We start from the raw sequence: 20184 nt of genomic DNA on the forward strand, positions 1-20184 counted from the left end.
TGATCTCAAAACCATAGCTGTGTGTACGCCTGCCGCAGAGAACCCCATCCATTAGTTACCGGGTATGGCATCCCACAGTGCGCAGGCAGCTCTTATTGTCCAAGGCCTCCAGCGGAAGCAAAACGCCCATCCCATGCCGGCGTGCTGCGCCGCTGCCCATGGGGATGCGCTGCATCAGGGTGGGTGTGGAACACGGCAGCCACATGCTGTGCCAGCGCGAAATCCCAGCCCGCCTGCGGCCCCAGCACGGTGAGTACCGTGGCCAGGGCATCGGCGTGCATGCAGGCCGCGTGAAAGACGGTGATGCTGGTCAGGGCATGCGCCACCGGCTGGCCGGTACGCGGGTCGATGGTGTGCGAATAGCGCCGCCCGCCCTGGGTGAACACATGCCAGTGGTCGCCCGAGGTGGCCAGGGCGCCGCCTTGCAAGGGCACGGCTTCCGGTGTGGCACTGCCCTGCACTTCGGGCGGCAGGCCGGCCACGGCCACGCGCCAAGGCTGTCCATCGGGGCGCAGGCCCCAGCCCAGAATCTCGCCACCAATCTCCAGCAGCCCATGCTGCCAGCCGGCGGCTTGCAGGCGCTGGGCCACCCAGTCCACGGCAAAGCCCTTGGCAATGCCGCTCAAATCCAGTTGCAGGCCACCCGGCTGCCACAGGCGCCGCTGCGCAGGCTCCCATTGCAACCGCTGGTGGCCACAGTGGCGCAGCGCCTGGGCGATCTCGGCGTCCGAAGGCAGCTGCCCGCTGTGCGCCTGCTGCGGCTGCGCCCGCGGGCCATAGCCCCACAGCGCCACCAGAGCGCCCACCGTCGGGTCCCAGGCGCCATCACAGGCCCGTGCCCAGTGCAGGGCCGCATCGATGACCTGGGCCAGCTCCGCTGGCAACGCGTGCCAACTGCCGGGTGCGGCCACGTTGAAGCGCGACAGCCGGGAATCCGCCTCCCAGTTGCTCATCTGCGCAACGACCTCGTCCAGGATGGACTGGACCAGGGCCTGTACGGGCGCCAGCGGCGCATAGTCGGGGTTGACCAGCCGCAGCGACCAGGTGGTGCCCATGGTGGCACCGCCCAGGGTCTGCAGGCTGCGGTCCTGCTGCAGCTGCATGCGCTGCGCTCCCGCGGCCTGCCAGCCAGCGGCAGCAAACGAGGGAGGCGCCGCTGTGGCCGCAGGCACAGCAGCCACAACCGGCGCCGGGCGCTGCCAGATGCCGCTGCCGAAATGCACGCGCGGCACTTGGCGGACACCGGGCTTCACAGGATCCGGCAGAGCGCGTGCGGGGGGCTTCATGCGTGGATGCACAAGGCAAGGGCCATTTGCCCTCTGTCACGTGGGCAGAGGGCAACCTGCCATCAGGGCATCACTTCCAGCGTGGCCACATAGGCCAGACGGCGTTCCTTGGCCTGAGGCACCGAAGTCTTGTTGTCCTTGACGTCGGCATCCAGCCAGTACATGCCGGCCACGGGAAACTTTACCTTGAACTGGCCCTTGGCGTCGGTCACCAGCTTGATTTCGTTCACCGCATCGCGATAGCGCTTGCCGTCAGGCACCAGCACCACTTCCACGTTGGCAGCAGGCTTGCCGTCCACATGGAAGGCGAACGTGGCTTCCTCACCCACCACCAGATCGTTGGGGTGGGTCACCGGGGCCAGCTCCAGGCCCTTGCCGCTCAGGCGCAGCGCCGAAGGCTTGCCCATGGTCACAAAGGTTTCGATGCGGCTGGCGCTTTCGGCCACCATCACCTCCTTGGCGTCGGCAGGAATCTGCTTGACGATGTCTTCCACCGAGCCACGCAGGCGCTTCATCTGGCCGGCGGCGTCCTTGTACGAACCCATGGCACCCTGGTTGACGATGCTCAGCTGGTAGGTGCCGGCTTTTTCCGGCTTGAGGTCGAACACGCTGCGCAGCTCACCCTTGGCCACGTTCTGGGGCTGCACGGTGCTGCCGTCGGGCGCGGTGATGGTCAGCTTGTCCACGGCCAGAGGGCGGTGGTTGAAGAAGAAGATGTCGTTGGAGACGGCTGCATCCACCGTCACCCAATCGGCCTTGGACAGCACCGTGCTCGACGGCTTGAGCCACAGATTGTGCGCCTGGGCGCCCACGGCAGCGCAGGCCAAGGACAGGGCAAGGGCAAGGCGGGAAGCAGAAAACATGGTGACTCCTTGGAATAGATGGTCGAAACAGAGAAAGCGGGAAACCCGGGAAGGAATGCTGGACAGCAGCGCGGAAAGACAGCGGATCAGACCGATCAGGGCTTGAGTTCGAGCGTGATGTCGCCCAGCTCGCTCTTGCCCTTGACGTTCAGGTTGGTGGCCTGCTTGACGGGCCATTCGAACGGAATGGTCACCAGTTCACGGCCGCCCACTTCGCGGGCCGCTTCCACCTGCAGCTTGTACTGACCGGGAGCCAGCTTGGGCAGCGGGTTGCGGCCTTCGGCAAACGACAGCGCGTGCTTGCCGGCGGGCTTGGTGGGCTGGGTCACGCCGTCGATGGGCATGGTCAGCTCACGGCCGGTGCGGCGCCACCACTGGCGCATGTCCTTGAGCCACTTGATGCCTTCGGCATCGCGCATCTTGGTGTCGTACCAGACGGACAGCGTGGCGGCCACCGAGTTGTCGGCGCGCTCCACCCACACGGCCACATAGGGGCGGTGGTACTCGGCCACGTCCAGGCGCGGCACTTCCACGCCCACATTCATGCTGCCGGCAATGGCGGGCAGGCCTGCCACGGCGCTCAGCGCGGCCGTGAATCGCAAGATTTTTGTTGTCATGTAATGTCCCTCTCAAGTGATTCGGTCAATGTTCAGTGCACCAGCAGCATGGCCAGCAAGGCGGGAATCAGCAGTCCCAGCCCCACCATGGGCCAGGTCATGGGCCGGCGGCCCGCATGCATCTGCAAGATAAACAGGCCGGTGATGCAGAACACCAGACAGGCCACGGCAAACACGTCGATGAACCAGCTCCACGCGGTGCCGGTGTGGCGGCCCTTGTGCAGGTCATTGAAATAAGAGATCCAGCCCCGGTCGGTGTGCTCGTATTCCGCCTCGCCGTCCTGCAGGCCGATGCGCAGCCAGGCATCGCCGCCCGGCTGGGGCAGGGGCACATACGCCTCGTCCTCGCTCCACTCCACGGCGCGCTGGCGGGTATCGGCCCCCAGCACCTCGCGCGCCCAGGTCTGCACGGTGACCGGCAGGCCGGCGCCTTCCTGCGGCTGGGCTTTCTGTGCCTCGGCCGCCTGCTGCAGCACCGGCAGCAAGGAGTCAGGCAACCGGTCCTGGCGGGAGACCACGCGGGGCTTGGCCTCGATCTGGCCGGCATGGTTGAGGGTGAAGCCCGTCACGGCAAACAACAGCATGCCCACCAGACAGATGGCGGAGCTGACCCAGTGCCATTCATGCAGGGTTTTCAACCAGTAGGCACGTTGGGAAGAAGGGGAGGCTTGCATACACAAAAAGATGGCGTGCGCACGGACCCTGCCCTGCGCCACGAAGCCCTCGATTCTAGGGCTAACAAATAAAAATAGCTCTCATTTACCTAAGATTTACGTAGACCCCGGCGCCCCCGCCGTGACCCCCTGTCCCTGAGCGAGACAGGGCCATTCCAACCTCTTACCTATATAGAACAGAGGAGCACGCCAACCATTAGGGACGGGACCTCCCCCGCTTTTCCACGTTTTGGAACCTCCGCAACGACTATGAACAAGATAGACATTGCAAATGCGATAGATTCCTATTTATAATCACTCCCATCTTTTAACAGCCAGCCACATCTGCTTGAGACCATGATTGTTTGTGTTTGCCGCCGGGTTTCTGACCGCGAAATCGCACGTCACGCACATGCGGGCATGTCTTTCGACGAGATTCAGTTCGAACTCGGCGTGGCCACCCAGTGCGGACGCTGCGAAAGCTGTGCCCGTGACGTGGTGGACAAATGCTGCTCCAGCGGCACGCATGCTGCCATTCACAATGAATCTGCCAAGCCGGTTCAGCTTGCCACCTCTATTTTGGAGAGCAAAGCATGGCATTCCTCGCAACCGTCACTGGCAGTCTGATCCTGGTCCTGGGGTGCTCCCTGTGGATTTTCCGGCGCTAGCCCATCACATCGGGTTGCGCTATGTTGACCTGAATGGGTCCGCAATCCGCTAGTCTTCGAGGGGTCGTGAACCAGACCCTGTGCAAGTGCCGGCCTCGTGGCCGGCTTTTTGATCCCTATGTCTTCATCTGAACGTTTCGCGCCGACCGGCAACATGCACCGCAATGCGGTCATCACCGGCTCGGTGCTAGCACTGCACGTGGCCGGCATCTGGGCGCTGCAACATGCACTGACCCACTCTCCCGAGCCGCTGATCGTGCCCGCCGAGGTGATTGCCGAGTTCATTGCGCCGCCCGCCCCCGAGCCACAGCCTCCGGCCCCTCCACCACCGGCTCCGCCCACGCCCCAACCGCCCAAGCCCACGCCCAAGCCCGCTCCGGTCCCCAAGCCGGTGCAAAAGCAGCCGTTGCCCAAGGCCATTGCGGATCCGACGCCCTCCCCCAACGCGCCCACCGGCACGCTGGACAGCGAGCCCAGCAAGCCCGTGCCGGCCGCACCGGCTGCGCCCCCGGCTCCGCCCGCACCACCAGCCCCGCCCGCGCCGCCAGCCATCCAGCTGCCGTCCAGCAACGCCGCTTACCTGAACAACCCCCGTCCGTCCTATCCGGCGATCAGCCGCCGCATGAACGAACAGGGCAAGGTGGTGCTGCGCGTCTTCATTGACGAGCAAGGCCAGCCCCAGCAGCTCGAAATCAACAAGTCCAGCGGCTTCGAACGCCTGGACAAGGCGGCCCTGGAAGCCGTCAAACGATGGAAATTCGTGCCCGGCAAGCGCAATGGCGTCCCCGAAGGCATGTGGAACATCGTCCCCATCAATTTCGTTCTCGAATAAACATTCATCTCAGGAGTTTTCATGGAATCCCAATTCGGCATTGCCCACGTCTGGGCACAAGGTGACTTCGTCATGCGCAGCGTGGCCATCCTGCTGCTGATCATGTCGGTCGCCTCCTGGGCGGTCATCATCATCAAGACCCTGGCCTTGGTGAAGTACAAGAAGCAGGCCCGCCAGGCCAAGGACTTCTGGCACAGCGAAGACTTCAGCGCCGGTCTGAGCAAGCTGGACACCGACCCCTCCAACCCCTTCCGCTACATGGCCCTGGAAGGCCGTGAAGCCCAGTCCCACCACCGCAAGACCAGCGCCCACCTGCACGACGCGCTGGACATCAGCGACTGGATGACCCGTTCGCTGCGCTACTGCGTGGACGAATTCACCGCCCGCCTGCAAGCCGGCCTGGCCATTCTGGCGTCCGTGGGCTCCACCGCCCCCTTCGTGGGTCTGTTCGGTACCGTCTGGGGCATCTACCACGCCCTGGTGGCCATCGGCACTTCGGGCCAGGCTTCCATCGACAAGGTGGCCGGCCCCATCGGCGAAGCACTGATCATGACCGCCTTCGGTCTGGCCGTGGCCATCCCCGCCGTGCTGGGCTATAACGCCCTGGTGCGCGGCAACAAGAACGTGCTCAACGGCCTGAACACCTTCGCCCACGACCTGCACGCCTACTTCGTGACCGGCGCCCGCGTGGACAGCGGCCAAGGCCACCACAACGTCTCTCCCATCAAGAAAGGCGCGTAAGCCATGGCTTTCGGCACCCAAGACGACAGCGATGAAGTCATGAACGAAATCAACATGACGCCCCTGGTGGACGTCATGCTGGTGCTGCTCATCGTCTTCATCATCACCATCCCGGTGATGAAGCACTCGATCAACGTCGACCTGCCACGCGCCAGCAACGAGCCCGAGAAGGTCAAACCGCAGAACGTGAGCCTGTCCATCACCGCCGATGGCAAGTACCACTGGAACAAGGAAGCCATCTCCGACGAGGAGCTGGTGACCCGCCTGCAGGCCGAAGCCGCCAAGGATCCGCAGCCCGACCTGCACATCCATGGCGACAAGGAAGTGCGCTACGAGCGCGTGGCACAGGCCATGGCCGCCGCACAAACTGCTGGCGTGCGCAAGATCGGTTTTGTGACCGACCCGGTCACCAAATAAGCCCACCCGCCTCTGGGCAGATCCCCAAAAAAACACCCCGCACGGCGCACAGCCTGCGGGGTGTTTTTGTTTGCATGCCACAGCGGGGCTCATCGGCGCCCTGCGCCGCTGCGCGCCTTCAGTTGGGGCGAATGATCTGGGCCACGGGCGCGTGGCCGTGGTTCAGTGGCCCATGGCCATGGCCGGTACGCACGGCCGCCCCGGCACGGATCGCTTCCAGGATATAGCTGCGCGCGTGCGCCACGGCATCGGCCAGCGGCAGGCCCAGGGCCAAGTGGGAGGCAATGGCCGACGACAGCGTGCAGCCCGTGCCATGGCCGTTGTGCGTGGCAATGCGGGGCGACTCCAGCGTGCGGCGCAGACCATCCTGCGCGGCCAGCAGGTCCACCACCCAGTCTCCGGGCAAATGCCCGCCCTTGACCACCACGGCCGGCGCGCCCAGCGCCAGCAAGTCGCTGGCTGCAGCTTCCAGCGCGTCGATGCCATCGATGGTGCGGCCGATCAGCAGGCTGGCCTCGTCCAGATTGGGCGTCACCACCGTGGCCAGCGGGAACAGTTCGCGCACCAGCACGTCCTTGGTGTCTTCGGCAATCAGGCGGTCGCCGCTGGTGGCCACCATCACCGGGTCCAGCACCACCTGCTGTAGGCGGTGGCGGCGCAGCGCGTCGGCCACCGTTCGCACCACTTCCGGCGTCGCCAGCATGCCGATCTTGACAGCATCCACACCGATGTCTTCCACCACGGCGTCGATCTGGCCGCGCAGAATATCCACGGGAATGCTGTGGATGCCGGTCACGCCCAGCGTGTTCTGCACGGTAATGGCCGTGATGGCCGTCATGCCATAGCAGCCCAGGGCACTGAAAGTCTTGAGGTCGGCCTGGATGCCGGCGCCACCGCCGCTGTCGGAGCCGGCAATGGACAGCACACGCACATAACGCGAAGTTGGGTGCGGCGCAGAGGATGTCTGAGGGGTCATAGGGCAAAAATTATGACCCAAGCCAAGGCTTGTGCCGACAAGGCCATCCCAGGTATGCGGCTTGTGCTGTAATTCCTGCTCACGGACGAAACAGGGGTGTCCATCGGCCCGCCGCACAGCGGCACGGGCCGCATGCGACTGAGAACAGACCCTGGGGCCGCCTGGATGCCGACCCGGCACACAGACGACCCCGACACCCGATCCAGGTCATGCTGGCGTGGGGAGTTTCACAGCCGGTGGCCGCCCTCTGCAGGCTGCGCCACCCCGTTTGGTCCCTGGATTGCCTTCTAACCGCCTTGGACGAAACGACACCGCCATGCTTGCTCTGACTGCACCTTCCCATATCGCCATTTTGGGCGCCGGCCTGATGGGCCGCCTGCTGGCCCTGGAGCTGGCGCGCGAAGGGCACCGCGTGGAAGTGTTCGAGGCCAAGGGCCCCGAAGCCGACGGCGCCGCCGCCCGCGTAGCCGCCGCCATGCTGGCCCCGCTGGCCGAATCGGCCATCACCGAGCCCGGCGTGGTGCGCATGGGCCAATACGCCCTCACCCGTTGGCCCGAGCTGATTGCCCAGCTCGACGCTCCGGTCTACTTCCAGCAGAACGGCACCCTGGTGGTCTGGCACCGCCAGGATGCACCCGATGCCAGCCGCCTGTGCGGCCTGTTCGAGAAGAACCGCCGCATCAACCCCACGCTGCCCGCGCTGGAAAGCGTCAGCCACGCCCAGATGGCCACCGTGGAGCCTGCACTGCAGGGCCGCTTCCAGCAGGGCGTGTACCTGCCTGGCGAGGGCCAGCTGGACAACCGCCAGCTGCTGGCCGCGCTGGAATCCACCCTGGCCCGCCTGGGCGTGCAATTCCATTGGCACATCGCCCGTGAAACCACGGACTTTGCCCCCGGCAATGCCGGCCAGCCCGATCTGGTGCTGGATTGCCGCGGTCTGGGCGCCCGCACAGAGTGGAGCGCGCTGCGCGGCATCCGCGGCGAGGTCGTGCGCGTCCACGCCCCCGAAGTCACGCTGCAGCGCCCCACGCGCCTGGTGCACCCACGCTATCCGCTGTACATCGCGCCCAAGCAGGACCATGTGTTTGTGATCGGCGCCACCGAGATCGAGTCCGACGACATGGGACCGGCCAGCGTACGCTCTACCATGGAGCTGCTTAGCGCCCTCTACACGGTGCACTCTGGTTTTGCCGAGGCACGCATCCTGGAGATCGCCACCCAGTGCCGCCCCACCCTGCCCGACAACCTGCCCGCCCTGCGCTGGCTGGATGAGCGCGTGCTGCAGGTCAACGGCCTGTACCGCCATGGTTTCATGATCTCCCCGGCCATGCTGGACATCACTTTGCAGGTTTTGCGCAGCGGGGCTACCGACTTGGCCCGACAATTCGACGTGGCCGTGCACCTGCCGCACACTGCGCCCCAGACCGCCGCCCAGGCGGCCTGAACCCGCCCGGCCCGCGGCATCGCCGCACTCCCATGGGTTAACCCGTGGTGGATTTTTGCCTTTTTGCCCTGATTTGAGAGCCCATGCACATCACCATCAACCAGCAATCCGTGGAACTGCCTGCCAACGCCACCGTGGCCGATGCCGTGGCCCAGTGGCAGGCCAAGCCGCCCTTTGCCGTGGCGGTGAACACCGGCTTTGTACCCCGTGGCCGCTATGCGGCCCATGCACTGGTCGAAGGCGACAAGGTCGAAATCATTGCCCCCGTGACCGGCGGCTGACCACAGACCCGGACCTCGATTCAGCATTCAATGGACCGCTCCCTCGCCCTGCAGGCGCCGGAGCCCTCCGCCAACACAGAAGTATTTCATGTCGACCGACACCATCGCCTCCTCCACTGACAGCCTGACGCTGTACGGCCAGACCTTCCACAGCCGCCTGCTGCTGGGCACCTCGCGCTACCCTTCCCCCGCCGTGCTGGAAGCCGCAGTCGCCCGTGCCAAACCGGCCATGGTGACCGCCTCGCTGCGCCGCCAGGGCAGCAGCGCCGCCGAAGTGGCCGAAACCGGCGCCAGCTTCTGGGAACTGCTGCGCAAGCTGAACGTGCCCGTGCTGCCCAACACCGCTGGCTGCATGACCATCCAGGAAGCCGTCACCACCGCCCAGATGGCGCGCGAGGTGTTCGACACGCCCTGGATCAAGCTGGAGCTGATCGGCGACGACTACACCCTGCAGCCCGACACCCTGAACCTGGTGGAGGCCGCTTCCATCCTGATCAAGGACGGTTTCCAGGTGCTGCCCTACTGCACCGAAGATCTGGTGCTGTGCCAGCGCCTGGTCGATGTCGGCTGCCAGGCCGTCATGCCCTGGGCCGCGCCCATCGGCACTGGCCGCGGTCCCGCCAACCCCTATGCCATGCAGACGCTGCGCGAGCGCCTGAACGTGCCGCTGATCGTCGACGCCGGCCTGGGCCGCCCCTCCCACGCCTGCACGGTCATGGAATGGGGCTTTGACGGCGTGCTGCTGAACACCGCCGTGGCCCTGTCGGAAGACCCCGTGCGCATGGCAGGTGCCTTTGCCGACGCCGTGCAGGCCGGCCGCGATGGCTACCTGGCCGGCGCCATGGCCGAGCAGCGTGCCGCCCAGCCCAGCACCCCCGTGCTGGGCACACCGTTCTGGCACCACGCCTGACCCCCGCTGGAAGACCACGCCATGCACACTGCAGAGATCCAGGCCCTGGCGGACGCCATCGTCCACCACCACAGCGCCACCTTTGGCGCGCGCCTGCACCACGATGCCAACTCCGTCGAACTGGTGCCCCAGCCCACGCCGCCGGCACTGCGTACGGAGCCCGCCTACCTGGCCGCCCTGCAGGCCTGCAGCCGCCTGGGCTTCATCGCGGTCGACGCCGAATGCCTGGCCCAGGCCTGGCAGCGCCAGGCCGAGCGGACCAACCACTTCGACGTCACCCACTGGCCGGACGATCCCCAGGACTTTGGCTTGGCCGGTGCCGATCCCGCCCAGGCCTTCCCAACCTGCCCGCGCCAGCTGGGTCTGTACGGCGTGCTGCCCACGGCCGAATGGGTGGGCCGCATGGCACATGCCGGCGTGCCCACGGTGCAGCTGCGCTTCAAGAGCGGCGACACCGCCGCCATCCGTGCCGAAGTGCAGGCGGCCGTGGCCGCCGTGCAAGGCACGGGCGCCCGCCTGTTCATCAACGACCACTGGCGTGAAGCCATCGACGCCGGCGCCTACGGCATCCATGTCGGCCAGGAAGACCTGGACGCGCTGGCCGGTGAGCACCTGGCCGCCATCCACGCCAGCGGCCTGCGCCTGGGCGTCAGCACCCACGGCTACGCCGAGATGGTGCGCGCCCATGCCGTACAGCCCAGCTACATCGCCCTGGGTGCCGTGTTTCCCACCACACTCAAGAAAATGGCCACCGCTCCGCAAGGTCTGGCCCGCCTGCAGGCCTATGTGCGGCTGATGCAGGCCTACCCGCTGGTGGCCATCGGCGGCATTGCCGCCGAGCAGTTCGGCGAAATTGCCGCCACCGGCGTCGGCTCCATTGCCGTGGTGCGCGCGCTGGTGAATGCGCCCGATCCGGAAGCGGCCGCGCGGGATCTGATGGCAAGGCTGCCACAGCCCGCCCAGTCCTGACTGCCAGTCAGTCTGCGAACCTGCAGCGACGCCCCCGGGCGCCATCGCCACAAGAGGACTTCATCTGAAGTCCTCTTTTTTTGCCTGGAGTGTGGTGTGCAACCCACTGTGTGCCCTTGCCGCCCCGCTCCTCGGCGCGGGGCCGTGGCGGGACACGGTATGCACACGGCCACCGCCGTGCTGCTGCGACGGGGTCTGCCAGGCGCTGGATATACAGCGGGTGGCCAAAGTCTGCAATCAATTTTGGAAGCAGGCTTTCCCCCCACACAGGGCTTTCCAAGGAATCTCATCCTCGCTTATAAACTCTTCGCAGCCGCTGCGGATGAGGACCCGCCCAACGCACAGTGGCGGCCCGAGACTTTCCACTCAACCGGTGATTGGAAGCATGGCCAGGACCCGAAATGTTTTGGCTCCCGGCGTGCCTCCAGGGACCTTGCGCATCCAGATGACAAGCCTCCGCTCCCACACGCTTTTGCGTCACATCGTGCTCGGCAACCTGGTGGTGGCCGCCCTGCTGTGCTTTGCCACCTGGTTCAGCATGCATGCCAATTACCGTGCAGACATGGACCTGGGTGTCGCAGTCACCCGACACCACGCGCGTACTCTGAGCCTGGAACTGGCTGCCGAGATGCGGCTGGTAGACAACGCACTGTCTTCCATTGCCAGTCGGTATCGCACGCGCAGCCTGGACGGTCTTCCCGCCGCCAACCTGGCCTTGTATGGGATGCTGCAGGAGCAGCGTGCCCTCATCCCGTTTGTCACGGCCCTGCGCACCACCGACCAGGAAGGCGAAGTCCTGATCACGCCCAGCGAAATCGATATCCCCTTCTCGGTGGGCGACCGCGACTACTTCGCCCAGGCACGTGCCACCGACCAGATGGTGGTGTCCGAGCCCTTGGTCAGCCACTCCTTTGGCAAATGGTCCATCGTGCTGGCGCGACGCCTTCAGTCCGAAGACGACAGCTTCCAGGGCATCGTGTATGCCATCGTCGCTGCCGATCATTTTCACCAGCTGTTCCAGCGCCAGTTGTTCGGGCCGGACAGCGCCATGGCACTGCGCACCGACCAGGCGCTGCTGGTGGCGCGCTATCCGGCAGCAAGCCAGGACGCAGAATCGGGTATCGGCAAGGCCACGGTCTCGCCTGAATACCACCGGGCCATCAGTCATAACCGCGAGGAAGGCTGGTACATCACCCCCACCCTGCTCGACGGCGTCGAGCGCATCACGGCCTACCAGCGCTTGCCGGGCTACCCCCTCACGGTGTTCACCGGGCTCGGAACGGAAGCCTATCTGGCCATGTGGCGCGCCTCCGCCTGGCGTGCCTGGGCCCTCACCGGCCTGTGCATAGCCCTGATCGCCTTGGGCTCGGTGGCCCTTTACCGCCTGCAGCAGCGTGAGCGCCGCATCCGCAAGGAGCAGGAACTGGTCATCGACAACGACCTCATCGGCATGGCCCGTCTGCGCGACCGCAGAATCGTGTGGACCAACCCCGCCCTGCGCCGCCTGCTTAAACAGCCTGCTTCGGCGCTGCAGGGCGCGTCCACGCGCATGTTCTATCCAGACGATGCGAGCTACCGGGTCATCGGCGAGAAAGCCTACGCCTCCTTGCTGGCCCGCGGCAAGTTTCACAAACAGTTCCAGCTACAGGCTTCCGACGGCAAGCGCTTCTGGGTGGACGCGTCCGGCACGCTGCTGAACGCAGACGAGTCGCTCTGGATCTTTGTGGACATCGACGCCCTCAAGCAAGGCGAGCAGGCCGCCACCCACCTGGCCAACCACGACGCACTCACCGGCCTGGCCAACCGCCGGGCACTGGAAGACACGCTGACCCAGGAGCTGTCATCCGGCCAGATGGTGGCGGTGTGCTTCATGGACCTGGATGGCTTCAAGCAGGTCAACGACACCCAGGGCCACGATGCCGGGGACGAGGTGTTGCGCGTGGTCTCCGCCCGGCTCACGGCCCAGGCCCGCGCCGGCGACTGTGTGGCCCGCCTGGGCGGTGATGAATTCGTGGTGCTGCTCGCCAACCTGCACACCCCCGGGGAAGCGCTGTCGGTGATGCAACGCTGCATGGAGGCCGTGCGCCAGCCCATCGCCCTGCAAGAAGGCATCATGGCCCATGTCGGCATCAGCATCGGCATCTCTGTCAGCAGCAAAGACAGCTCCACGGCCACGCTGCTGCAAAGTGCCGATGAGGCCATGTACGCGGCCAAGCATGCCGGCAAGGGCCGCATCGTGCAGCATGCGGACCTGCCGCAGGGCACCGTCAGCTGAGGCCCAGGCCTGCAGCGACTGGAAAAAGCTATAGCCACGCCCTGGGCCCACCGAAGCTGTGGGCACAGGGCTGAGGCCGCCGCAAGCACCTCAGCTTCCCCGTGAAGGGCGCTTCAGCGACATCGGCCTAACTCGGGCTCCAGCCGAACTTCATCCGCCCTGGCCTAGATGCCCAGGAATTGAAATGGCGCCGATGGCTTGAATTGCGACGTGGCATTGCCCGAGAACGTATGGTCCTGATCGGGACCCAGGTCCAGTTTCAACACCTTGCCGCTTTGCGGGCTGAAGTCCATTTGCTTGAGATCCACCCAGAAGGTGTTAGGCGTCAGTGCAGATTCAAAGAAATACAGCTTGCGCTGGTGATCGAACACGGTGCGCCAGCGGGTGGAGGAAATATTGGGCTGCCCCGGGGTGCTGATGCCATAGGGCACCGACGCATTGCGGATCACGCTGAACACGCTGGCCAGGTTCTTGTTCGGAGTCTGATCCTTGGGAATGGCATTCACATAGAACGATGCGCGCGCAAAACGGTCGGCAGCCCGGTTGGTGCCCGGCAGCATCACGGTGCCACCGATCTGCTGCCAATAGGTGTTCAGTGCCAGTTGCTCATCAAAGATGGGCGAGTTGGTCATCACCTGGTACTGGCGGCCGTGGTGAATGACCTGTTTGCCCCCGATGTACTCCACGATGGCGCTGTCACCACTGGCATCTGACATGGACAGGTGCAGCGTGGTCAACCGGTTCTCACCCGGCACATTGTCTGTCACGATGATAAAGGGCTCTTTCTGCAGTGCCGTCACCGCTTCCTGCACCGTCGCAAAATTGTCCAGCACGTACTGCGCCCATGCGGCAATCGTCAGCCCGGGCTTGCCACGGCCATCGAATGCGGGGTATTCCGACTCCACCAGCCACAACAGATTGGCATTGAGACCGGCCTCGTTCACGCCGTCGGTGGTCGAGACGTCGTAGCCCGAGGTGATGACACTCCCGTACTTGGACGTCCAGCGTACGGTGTTGGGCCCTGTTTTCCCATCGCGCTCCATGCCCCGCGGCAGCACCCAGAGGTTGCTGACGATGTCGCTCTTCCAGTCCATGGAACGTGCTGTCACCACCTGGCCATTGGCCCCGTGAAACACCAGTCTGGTGCAAGCCCAGGCACTGGACGCGGCAGCAATCCCCGCGATACCGAGCAACAACGCAGCACATTGCGGTCGAATGCGTGGCAAGTTCATGTTCATCAAGGCCTCCTGAAGCGCAAGCAAAAAGCACAAACGAAAAGCACAAAGCGAAACCGGAACGCAGCGCGCAGGGACATGCCCTCGCACCCCAGGACAAGGCCTCCTGCTGTGCCCCGCCCGCTGTGCATGGTAGGGCCACAACCGGGGTCATCGCAAACGAATCCCGGTCCTACACTCCGTCAAAACGCCGCCCTGCCGGCCCAAGGCCAGCGTGCCAGCAGCCTCCGCGTTCCCGTCAGACCAGGGGCTCTGCCAGTCCCTCGGTGGCGATCACGCGCTGCACGGCCGGCCGCGCCAGCATCCGCTGCAGATACGCCCCCAGCAATGGCCATGTCCGCGCAGGTTGTGCAAAGCCCCGGGTCCAGCGACAGAGCATGAACGCATAGGGATCCAGCACCGTGTACTGCGTCCCCAGCAACCAGGGGCCTGCGCTCTGTTGCAACTGCGCTTCCAGTTGTTCGAGCAGGCTGGTGATCTTCGATTCCGCATGGGCTTGCACCTGTCTGATGCCCGATTCGTTGCCCACATCCACCCAGCGCTCGGGATAGAAATAGACAATCAACGCAGTCTGCAAAGTGTTGGTCAGCCACATCAGCCACTTGTAAAACGCAGCCCGCTCGGCCGTGGCGAGCAGGGGCGCCAAGCCGCTTTCGGGGTGGGTGTCCGCCAGGTGCAGGCAGATGGCGGCGGTCTCGTACAGCACCATGTCGCCCTCCACATACACCGGGATCAGGCCGTTGGGGTTCAGGCTCAGATAGTCCGCGGACTTGTGCGCATTCTCTGCGCGCTCCACCTTCACCAGCTCGAACTCCTCCCCGATTTCTTCCAGAACGATGTGGGGCGCCATGCTGGCGTTACTGGGGTAATAGAACAGCTGTTTGGTGGTGGTCATGGTGCAGGTCAGTGGCGTACGCCGGCAGGGAGGGCAGGTACCGGCCTCTGACAGAGGATGGAAGGCACGGTCAGCATGGTATGCGGGAAGTGGGAGCGCCGGCTACGGCAACGTGCGGTGCCCCACAGGCATGCACATGATTCCGCTTCGCCATCTCGCCATCTGCCGCGCAGACCGCGGCGTTCCGCCTCAAGCCTCCGGAGTCACCGGCAGGACCAGGCCAAACGTGGTCGTTCCACCTTTCGACTGCGCAAACACCGTTCCGCCATGCATCTTGGCAATTGCCTTCACAATGGCCAGGCCCAGGCCGTGGTTACGGTCTGCGTTGTAGCGTGCGGAATCCGCCCGGTAGAAACGGTCGAACAGATGGCGCAAATGCTGGGGAGCAACGTCCGCGCCGGTGTTGGTCACGGAAATGACGGCCTCCGTGTGCCCGTGCTGCGCCTGGGTGCCGATCTGGATCACGATGCGCGAGCCGCTGTCTGCATACCGCGTCGCATTGCTCAGCAGATTCGACACCGCCCTGCGCATCAGAGGGGCATCGAACTGCAGCTGCGCATCGCCGCGCACCTCCACCGTCAGGTCCGCCTCCAAGGCCACCGCTTCGTAGAACTCCACCACATCGGCGGCCACCGCCGCCAGGCTGAACACCTTGGCCTCCCGGGTGCCCGCCCCCCGGTCTGCCCGGGACAGAAACAGCATGTCCCCCACCATCGCGGCAATGCGGCGCAGGTCCTCCAGGTTGGACTCCAGCACCTCGCGCATCTCCTCCACCGTGCGGGGCTTGCGCAACACCACCTCGGTGCTGGAAATCAGCGTGGACAGCGGCGTATTGAGCTCGTGGGCCACGTCGGCATTGAAGGACTCCAGCTGCCGGTACGCGTCTGCCAGCCGGTCCAGCAAGGCATTGAACTGCGTCACGATGGGCAGCAACTCCTGCGGCAGCCCGCTGCCGTCCAGGCGGCGGCCGAAGTCCTTGGCCGACAGCTCGTCGATCTGCGAGACCAGCGACTGGATGGGACGCAGACTGCGGCGGACCAGCAGGCCGCCGAACAGGGACAGCAGCAGCGAGCCCGCAATCATGGAAATGAACAGCGCCCAGGCCAGCGCCCGCAGCAGGGCGTCATCGGGACGCCGGTCCATCACCAGCGTGGCAGTCGCTGCCTGCGCATGGTCGGTGGTGCGGGACTGGATGGTGACGGCGAACGTCCGCTGCAGCGTATGCTCCGCCCCCAGGCCGGGAACGCGGCTGTCGAACAGCGTGGCGCCCTGGCTATCCACAATGCGGATGGCATAGTCTGCATGGCCGGCTAGGAAATCCGTCAGCACATGGGCCAGCGATTTGTCCCGGTGTTCGGCGTCGTCGTCACCCAGTACATGGACCAGCGCCTGCTGCTTCTGGTCCAGCATCTCCTCCTGGCGCGCCGACAGTGTGGTGTCAAACACCAGATACACGGCAATGCTGACCGCCCCCAGCCCCAGCATCGACAGCAAGGCCATCCAGCGGGAAAGCTGCCTGCCAAGGTGCTGCACTCCAGCGGTCTGCTTCATGGCCGGGCCCGGCTCTCCAGCACATAGCCCATGCCCCGCACCGTATGGATGAGCGGCGTCTCGAAGGGCTGGTCCACCTTCATGCGCAGGCGCCGCACCGCCACTTCGACCACATTGGTTTCGCTGTCGAAGTTCATGTCCCAGACCTGCGATGCCAGCTCCGTGCGGGACAGCACCTCACCCTGGCGGCGCAACAGCAATGCCAGAAGGTTGAACTCCTTGGCCGTCAGGTCCAGCCGCACCCCGGCCCGGACCGCCTTGCGCCGAATCAGGTCGACCTCCAGATCGCCCTCCTTCAGCGCCGTGGGCTCAGGCGCCAGCTGGTAGGCATGCGCCCTGCGCAGCAGCACCTGGATCCGCGCCACCAGCTCGGAGAAGGCGAACGGCTTGATCATGTAGTCATCGGCACCGCTTTGCAGGCCGCGCACGCGGTCTTCGACATCCGCACGGGCCGTGAGCATCAGCACCGGCGTCGGCTTGGACTGTCGCAGCGCCGCCAGCACGGCAAAGCCATCGATGCCCGGCAGCATGCCATCCAGAACGATGAGGTCGTAGTCCAGCTCCATCGCCAGATGCAATCCGTCAATGCCGTTCACTGCGACGTCCACGGTATAGCCCTCTTCGGCCAGACCTTTGCGCAGGTACTCGCCCAGCTTGGCTTCGTCTTCAATCAACAGCAGTCTCATCTAATCCATTTTCCCGGATTTGCACGCTTCCGCCAGATTACAAATTTGTCATCTGGCCGACGGCTTGGTGTTCGCTGGCGGTTTCTACAGTCTGCGCCATCGCACATGGAAACCCGCAGCCGCACCGGCCGCAGGAAGGCCCGTGTGCGCGACCAATTTCTGGAGAAGCACACATGGCAACCCTGGCCCATGCTCCCGGCGGGGCACGTACGCAGCGCAAGATTTCCCTGGTCTGGATCGCACTGGCGCTTTCCAGCGGGGCATCCGCCACGACCGCCGCGACAGACCCGCCCCCGGCCCTGGCGACGCCGGCCCCCAACCACACGGCGCAAACCGGCACATCCATGACCCTGGCTGACGCCTGGAACAGGGCGTTGGCAGCCAACCCCGGTCTGAAAGCAGCCCGTTTCGGTGCCGCCGCCACCGAAGGCGCTCTGCTGCAAAGCCAGGCCCGCCCCAACCCCGAACTGGCGTTCAGCCAGGAAGACACCCGCTCCGAGACCCGCTCCAGCACGGTCCAGATCAACCAGGTCATCGAGCTGGGAGGCAAACGTGCAGCGCGCATGCGCCTGGCGGAAAGCGAGAAGGCTGCAGCCCATTCCGCCGTGGCCGAAACGCAGGCCCTGCTCCGCTACCAACTGGTCAATGGTTTCAACGAACTGCTGCTCGCCCAGCAACGCGTGCAGTTCGCGTCGAAGACACACGATCTCGCTGCACAGGCCAGCGACGCAGCCCGCAAGCGCGTCCAGGCCGGCAAAGTGCCTCCGCTCGAAGCCAGCCGCGCCCAGGTGGCACAGGCCAATGCCGCCCTGGAACTGCAGCAGGCCAGGTCGTCGGTAACGGTCGCGCAGCAGAATCTGGCCGCACTCTGGGGCGGCCGGGCGGCGGACATCGGCATGGCCATTGGTGACGTCTCTGCCACTGCGCAAGCTCCAACAGCCGACCAGCTGGACGCGCTGCTGGACACCGCCCCCGCCATGGTGCAAGCGCGCCACGCCCTGGAGCAGAGCAAGGCCGCCTCCGCCATCGAACGCGCCAGGCGCGTGCAGGACCCAACCGTGAGCCTGGGCGTCAAGCGGGCCAATGAGGTGGGCCGCAACCAGGTGGTGCTGGGCATCAGCATCCCGCTGCCGCTGTTCGACAGCAATGCAGGCAACCAGCTCCAGGCCCTGCGCAAGGTGGACCAGGCCGAACAGAAATTGCAGGAACAGCGCCTGCAGCTGCAGGCCCAGGTGTTCACGGCACGCCAGCAACTGATCAGCAGCAACCAGCAACTGTCCTTGCTGCAGAGCCAGGTGCTGCCCACCGCACAGTCTGCCTACGACATCGCCGTACGCGGCTTTTCCCTGGGCAAGTTCGGCTTCCTGGATGTGCTGGACGCCCAGCGCACGCTGTTCGAAAGCCAGCGCCAGCTGCTGGACCAGTGGATGGCATCACACAAAGCCCGCGCAGAAATAGACCGCCTCCTGGGCACGGAATCCCTGGCCGACACACACACTGGAATCTGAACATGTCCGAACCCAAGCAATTCGACGCATCACTCTCTGCTCCCAAACACTGGATCGCCGTCGCAGCGATTCTGGCCTGTGGCATGGTGGCTGGCGCCCTCATCCTCCGGACTCCGGGCGCCCCCACTCCGGCCGCAGCGTCCGGCCACGCGGATGCCGACGCGCACCAGGATGGCGAGCACCATGGCCAGCCAGCTGAAAAGCATGGCGACCACCAGGAAGCCGACAAGCACTCCGACGAAGAACACCACGACGCCAAAACCGGCACGGCCGACAAGGAGAAGACCGCGTCGGCTGCCGACCCGCACGGGGAAGACGCACACGGCCATGAACAAGAGGAAGGCCTGGTCCAGCTCAGCGAAGCCCAGTCGAAGAAAGCGGGCGTGACCCTGGCCCAGGCCGGTGCAGCCGCCATCCGTAAGGAAGTCCTGCTGCCGGGAGAGATCCGCCTGGATGAAGACCGCACCGCACACGTGGTGCCGCGCGTGGCCGGCATCGTGGCCTCGGTCCATGCCCGGTTGGGTGAACAGGTCGCCAAGGGGCAGCTTCTGGCAGTGATCCACAGTGCCACCGTATCGGACCAACGCAGCGAACTGCAGACGGCACAGAAACGTCTGGCGCTCGCCCAAAACACCTACCAGCGGGAAAAGCAGCTCTGGGAAGAGAAGATTTCCGCCGAGCAGGACTATCTGCAGGCCCGTCAGGCCCTGCAGGAGGCCGAAATTGCCGTGACCAACACCTCGCAGAAGCTCGCAGCCATGGGCGCGGGTTCCAGCGGATCGGGCGGCTCCAGCCGCTATGAGCTGCGCGCGCCGCTGGCAGGGGTAGTGGTCGAAAAGCACCTGACCGTGGGCGAATCGGTGACGGAAAGCACCGCCTCCTTCACCGTGTCGAACCTCAGCGCCGTCTGGGCGGAGATCAATGTCACCGCACCGCAACTGCCCTATGTGAGCGTCGGCGCACCTGTGACGGTGCGGGCCACGGCGTTCGAGTCGGCCGCAGAAGGCAAGATCGCCTATGTCGGCGCACTGATTGGGGAACAGACACGCACGGCCACCGCCCGCGTGGCACTGGCCAACCCCCAGGGCGTGTGGCGACCCGGTCTGTTTGTGGAGGTCAAGGTCCTCGCGGATGCCGCACAGGTTCCCGTCGCGGTCGACGCCAAGGCCATCCAGCGCCCGGATGGCAAGGACAACGTGGTCTTCGTTCCTGCGCAGGGGGGCTACAAGGCCCAGCGCGTTCAACTGGGGCGCTCGGACGGGAAGACCACCGAAGTCACTGCCGGCCTGCAGGCCGGACAGGACTACGTCAAGGACGGATCCTTCCTGCTGAAGGCCGAATTGGGCAAGGCGTCTGCCGAGCACACGCACTGAGCCG

At 65.2% G+C, this 20184-nt stretch carries 20 protein-coding genes; 11 read left to right on the forward strand and 9 right to left on the reverse strand.

Features of this window, described 5'->3' with window-relative positions:
* Positions 1-92: 92 nt before the first annotated feature.
* From QM470_RS09960 to QM470_RS09975, 4 genes are all read right to left on the reverse strand, one after another.
* On the reverse strand, positions 93-1103 hold the full coding sequence (locus tag QM470_RS09960; RefSeq protein WP_283339146.1) for an FAD:protein FMN transferase: 1011 nt from the start codon (positions 1101-1103) through the stop codon (positions 93-95).
* Positions 1104-1348: 245 nt separating this feature from the next.
* Positions 1349-2149 (reverse strand): DUF4198 domain-containing protein, encoded by an 801-nt coding sequence (locus QM470_RS09965; RefSeq protein ID WP_283339147.1) that lies wholly within the window; start codon positions 2147-2149, stop codon positions 1349-1351.
* Positions 2150-2244: 95 nt separating this feature from the next.
* Positions 2245-2766, reverse strand: a complete 522-nt coding sequence (locus QM470_RS09970) for a DUF2271 domain-containing protein (RefSeq protein ID WP_283339148.1) — start codon at positions 2764-2766, stop codon at positions 2245-2247.
* Between the two features lie 32 nt (positions 2767-2798).
* Positions 2799-3440, reverse strand: coding sequence for a PepSY-associated TM helix domain-containing protein (locus tag QM470_RS09975; protein ID WP_283339149.1), 642 nt, complete (start codon positions 3438-3440; stop codon positions 2799-2801).
* A 336-nt stretch (positions 3441-3776) separates the two neighbouring features.
* Here QM470_RS09975 and QM470_RS09980 point away from each other — a divergent pair, with 336 nt between their 5' ends.
* From QM470_RS09980 to QM470_RS09995, 4 genes are all read left to right on the forward strand, one after another.
* Entirely contained in the window at positions 3777-4046 is a 270-nt protein-coding gene (locus QM470_RS09980; protein WP_280011633.1) for a (2Fe-2S)-binding protein, read from the forward strand.
* Positions 4047-4205: 159 nt separating this feature from the next.
* A complete protein-coding gene (locus tag QM470_RS09985) occupies positions 4206-4919 on the forward strand; it encodes an energy transducer TonB (RefSeq protein WP_218332544.1) in 714 nt (237 codons plus the stop codon).
* A 21-nt stretch (positions 4920-4940) separates the two neighbouring features.
* Complete coding sequence (locus QM470_RS09990) at positions 4941-5660, forward strand: MotA/TolQ/ExbB proton channel family protein (protein ID WP_066534790.1); 720 nt, start codon at positions 4941-4943, stop codon at positions 5658-5660.
* A gap of 3 nt (positions 5661-5663) precedes the next feature.
* Entirely contained in the window at positions 5664-6077 is a 414-nt protein-coding gene (locus QM470_RS09995) for an ExbD/TolR family protein (protein WP_066534792.1), read from the forward strand.
* A gap of 118 nt (positions 6078-6195) precedes the next feature.
* Here the strand turns inward: QM470_RS09995 and thiD are convergent, their stop codons facing one another.
* Complete coding sequence (gene thiD / locus QM470_RS10000; protein ID WP_280011636.1) at positions 6196-7053, reverse strand: bifunctional hydroxymethylpyrimidine kinase/phosphomethylpyrimidine kinase; 858 nt, start codon at positions 7051-7053, stop codon at positions 6196-6198.
* Between the two features lie 316 nt (positions 7054-7369).
* On the opposite strand from thiD, the gene QM470_RS10005 reads away from it, so the two are divergent.
* The 5 genes from QM470_RS10005 (at position 7370) to QM470_RS10025 (ending at position 12932) form a co-directional block, all read left to right on the forward strand.
* Positions 7370-8497: an FAD-dependent oxidoreductase gene (locus QM470_RS10005; protein ID WP_283339150.1), complete on the forward strand. Its 1128-nt coding sequence runs from the start codon at positions 7370-7372 to the stop codon at positions 8495-8497.
* Positions 8498-8580: 83 nt separating this feature from the next.
* Positions 8581-8778: a sulfur carrier protein ThiS gene (gene thiS / locus QM470_RS10010; RefSeq protein ID WP_280011638.1), complete on the forward strand. Its 198-nt coding sequence runs from the start codon at positions 8581-8583 to the stop codon at positions 8776-8778.
* Between the two features lie 88 nt (positions 8779-8866).
* Positions 8867-9688, forward strand: a complete 822-nt coding sequence (locus QM470_RS10015; protein ID WP_283339151.1) for a thiazole synthase — start codon at positions 8867-8869, stop codon at positions 9686-9688.
* A gap of 21 nt (positions 9689-9709) precedes the next feature.
* The gene (locus QM470_RS10020) at positions 9710-10657 is read left to right on the forward strand and encodes a thiamine phosphate synthase (protein ID WP_283339152.1); all 948 of its coding nucleotides are present in this window, start codon (positions 9710-9712) and stop codon (positions 10655-10657) included.
* Positions 10658-11102: 445 nt separating this feature from the next.
* Positions 11103-12932, forward strand: coding sequence for a sensor domain-containing diguanylate cyclase (locus QM470_RS10025; protein WP_283339153.1), 1830 nt, complete (start codon positions 11103-11105; stop codon positions 12930-12932).
* A 164-nt stretch (positions 12933-13096) separates the two neighbouring features.
* On the opposite strand, the gene QM470_RS10030 is transcribed toward QM470_RS10025, so the two are convergent.
* The 4 genes from QM470_RS10030 to QM470_RS10045 all read right to left on the reverse strand — a co-directional run bounded on the left by QM470_RS10030 (position 13097) and on the right by QM470_RS10045 (position 17299).
* Positions 13097-14170 carry a linear amide C-N hydrolase gene (locus QM470_RS10030; RefSeq protein ID WP_283339154.1) on the reverse strand — a complete coding sequence of 358 codons (1074 nt, stop codon included), beginning with the start codon at positions 14168-14170 and terminating at the stop codon, positions 13097-13099.
* A 235-nt stretch (positions 14171-14405) separates the two neighbouring features.
* Entirely contained in the window at positions 14406-15062 is a 657-nt protein-coding gene (locus tag QM470_RS10035) for a glutathione S-transferase family protein (RefSeq protein WP_283339155.1), read from the reverse strand.
* 189 nt (positions 15063-15251) lie between these two features.
* Positions 15252-16613 (reverse strand): heavy metal sensor histidine kinase, encoded by a 1362-nt coding sequence (locus QM470_RS10040; protein WP_283339156.1) that lies wholly within the window; start codon positions 16611-16613, stop codon positions 15252-15254.
* On the reverse strand, positions 16610-17299 hold the full coding sequence (locus QM470_RS10045; RefSeq protein ID WP_283339157.1) for a heavy metal response regulator transcription factor: 690 nt from the start codon (positions 17297-17299) through the stop codon (positions 16610-16612). Before QM470_RS10045 ends, QM470_RS10040 begins: the two co-directional genes overlap by 4 nt.
* Before the next feature lie 173 nt (positions 17300-17472).
* On the opposite strand from QM470_RS10045, the gene QM470_RS10050 reads away from it, so the two are divergent.
* On the forward strand, positions 17473-18807 hold the full coding sequence (locus QM470_RS10050) for a TolC family protein (protein WP_283339158.1): 1335 nt from the start codon (positions 17473-17475) through the stop codon (positions 18805-18807).
* Between the two features lie 2 nt (positions 18808-18809).
* The gene (locus QM470_RS10055) at positions 18810-20180 is read left to right on the forward strand and encodes an efflux RND transporter periplasmic adaptor subunit (protein ID WP_283339159.1); all 1371 of its coding nucleotides are present in this window, start codon (positions 18810-18812) and stop codon (positions 20178-20180) included.
* The last annotated feature ends 4 nt before the right edge of the window (positions 20181-20184 follow it).

The sequence above is a fragment of the Comamonas sp. 17RB genome (genome assembly GCF_030056555.1).
In the GTDB taxonomy this organism is placed as follows: Bacteria; Pseudomonadota; Gammaproteobacteria; order Burkholderiales; family Burkholderiaceae_C; genus Comamonas; species Comamonas terrigena.

Bases quoted from the DNA above. Each gene is read 5' to 3' on its own strand.
- QM470_RS09960 (WP_283339146.1), bottom strand. From the start codon at position 1,103: ATGCAGCTGCAGCAGGACCGCAGCCTGCAGACCCTGGGCGGTGCCACC.
- QM470_RS09965 (WP_283339147.1), bottom strand. From the start codon at position 2,149: ATGTTTTCTGCTTCCCGCCTTGCCCTTGCCCTGTCCTTGGCCTGCGCT.
- QM470_RS09970 (WP_283339148.1), bottom strand. From the start codon at position 2,766: ATGACAACAAAAATCTTGCGATTCACGGCCGCGCTGAGCGCCGTGGCA.
- QM470_RS09975 (WP_283339149.1), bottom strand. From the start codon at position 3,440: ATGCAAGCCTCCCCTTCTTCCCAACGTGCCTACTGGTTGAAAACCCTG.
- QM470_RS09980 (WP_280011633.1), top strand. From the start codon at position 3,777: ATGATTGTTTGTGTTTGCCGCCGGGTTTCTGACCGCGAAATCGCACGT.
- QM470_RS09985 (WP_218332544.1), top strand. From the start codon at position 4,206: ATGTCTTCATCTGAACGTTTCGCGCCGACCGGCAACATGCACCGCAAT.
- QM470_RS09990 (WP_066534790.1), top strand. From the start codon at position 4,941: ATGGAATCCCAATTCGGCATTGCCCACGTCTGGGCACAAGGTGACTTC.
- QM470_RS09995 (WP_066534792.1), top strand. From the start codon at position 5,664: ATGGCTTTCGGCACCCAAGACGACAGCGATGAAGTCATGAACGAAATC.
- thiD (WP_280011636.1), bottom strand. From the start codon at position 7,053: ATGACCCCTCAGACATCCTCTGCGCCGCACCCAACTTCGCGTTATGTG.
- QM470_RS10005 (WP_283339150.1), top strand. From the start codon at position 7,370: ATGCTTGCTCTGACTGCACCTTCCCATATCGCCATTTTGGGCGCCGGC.
- thiS (WP_280011638.1), top strand. From the start codon at position 8,581: ATGCACATCACCATCAACCAGCAATCCGTGGAACTGCCTGCCAACGCC.
- QM470_RS10015 (WP_283339151.1), top strand. From the start codon at position 8,867: ATGTCGACCGACACCATCGCCTCCTCCACTGACAGCCTGACGCTGTAC.
- QM470_RS10020 (WP_283339152.1), top strand. From the start codon at position 9,710: ATGCACACTGCAGAGATCCAGGCCCTGGCGGACGCCATCGTCCACCAC.
- QM470_RS10025 (WP_283339153.1), top strand. From the start codon at position 11,103: ATGACAAGCCTCCGCTCCCACACGCTTTTGCGTCACATCGTGCTCGGC.
- QM470_RS10030 (WP_283339154.1), bottom strand. From the start codon at position 14,170: ATGAACATGAACTTGCCACGCATTCGACCGCAATGTGCTGCGTTGTTG.
- QM470_RS10035 (WP_283339155.1), bottom strand. From the start codon at position 15,062: ATGACCACCACCAAACAGCTGTTCTATTACCCCAGTAACGCCAGCATG.
- QM470_RS10040 (WP_283339156.1), bottom strand. From the start codon at position 16,613: ATGAAGCAGACCGCTGGAGTGCAGCACCTTGGCAGGCAGCTTTCCCGC.
- QM470_RS10045 (WP_283339157.1), bottom strand. From the start codon at position 17,299: ATGAGACTGCTGTTGATTGAAGACGAAGCCAAGCTGGGCGAGTACCTG.
- QM470_RS10050 (WP_283339158.1), top strand. From the start codon at position 17,473: ATGGCAACCCTGGCCCATGCTCCCGGCGGGGCACGTACGCAGCGCAAG.
- QM470_RS10055 (WP_283339159.1), top strand. From the start codon at position 18,810: ATGTCCGAACCCAAGCAATTCGACGCATCACTCTCTGCTCCCAAACAC.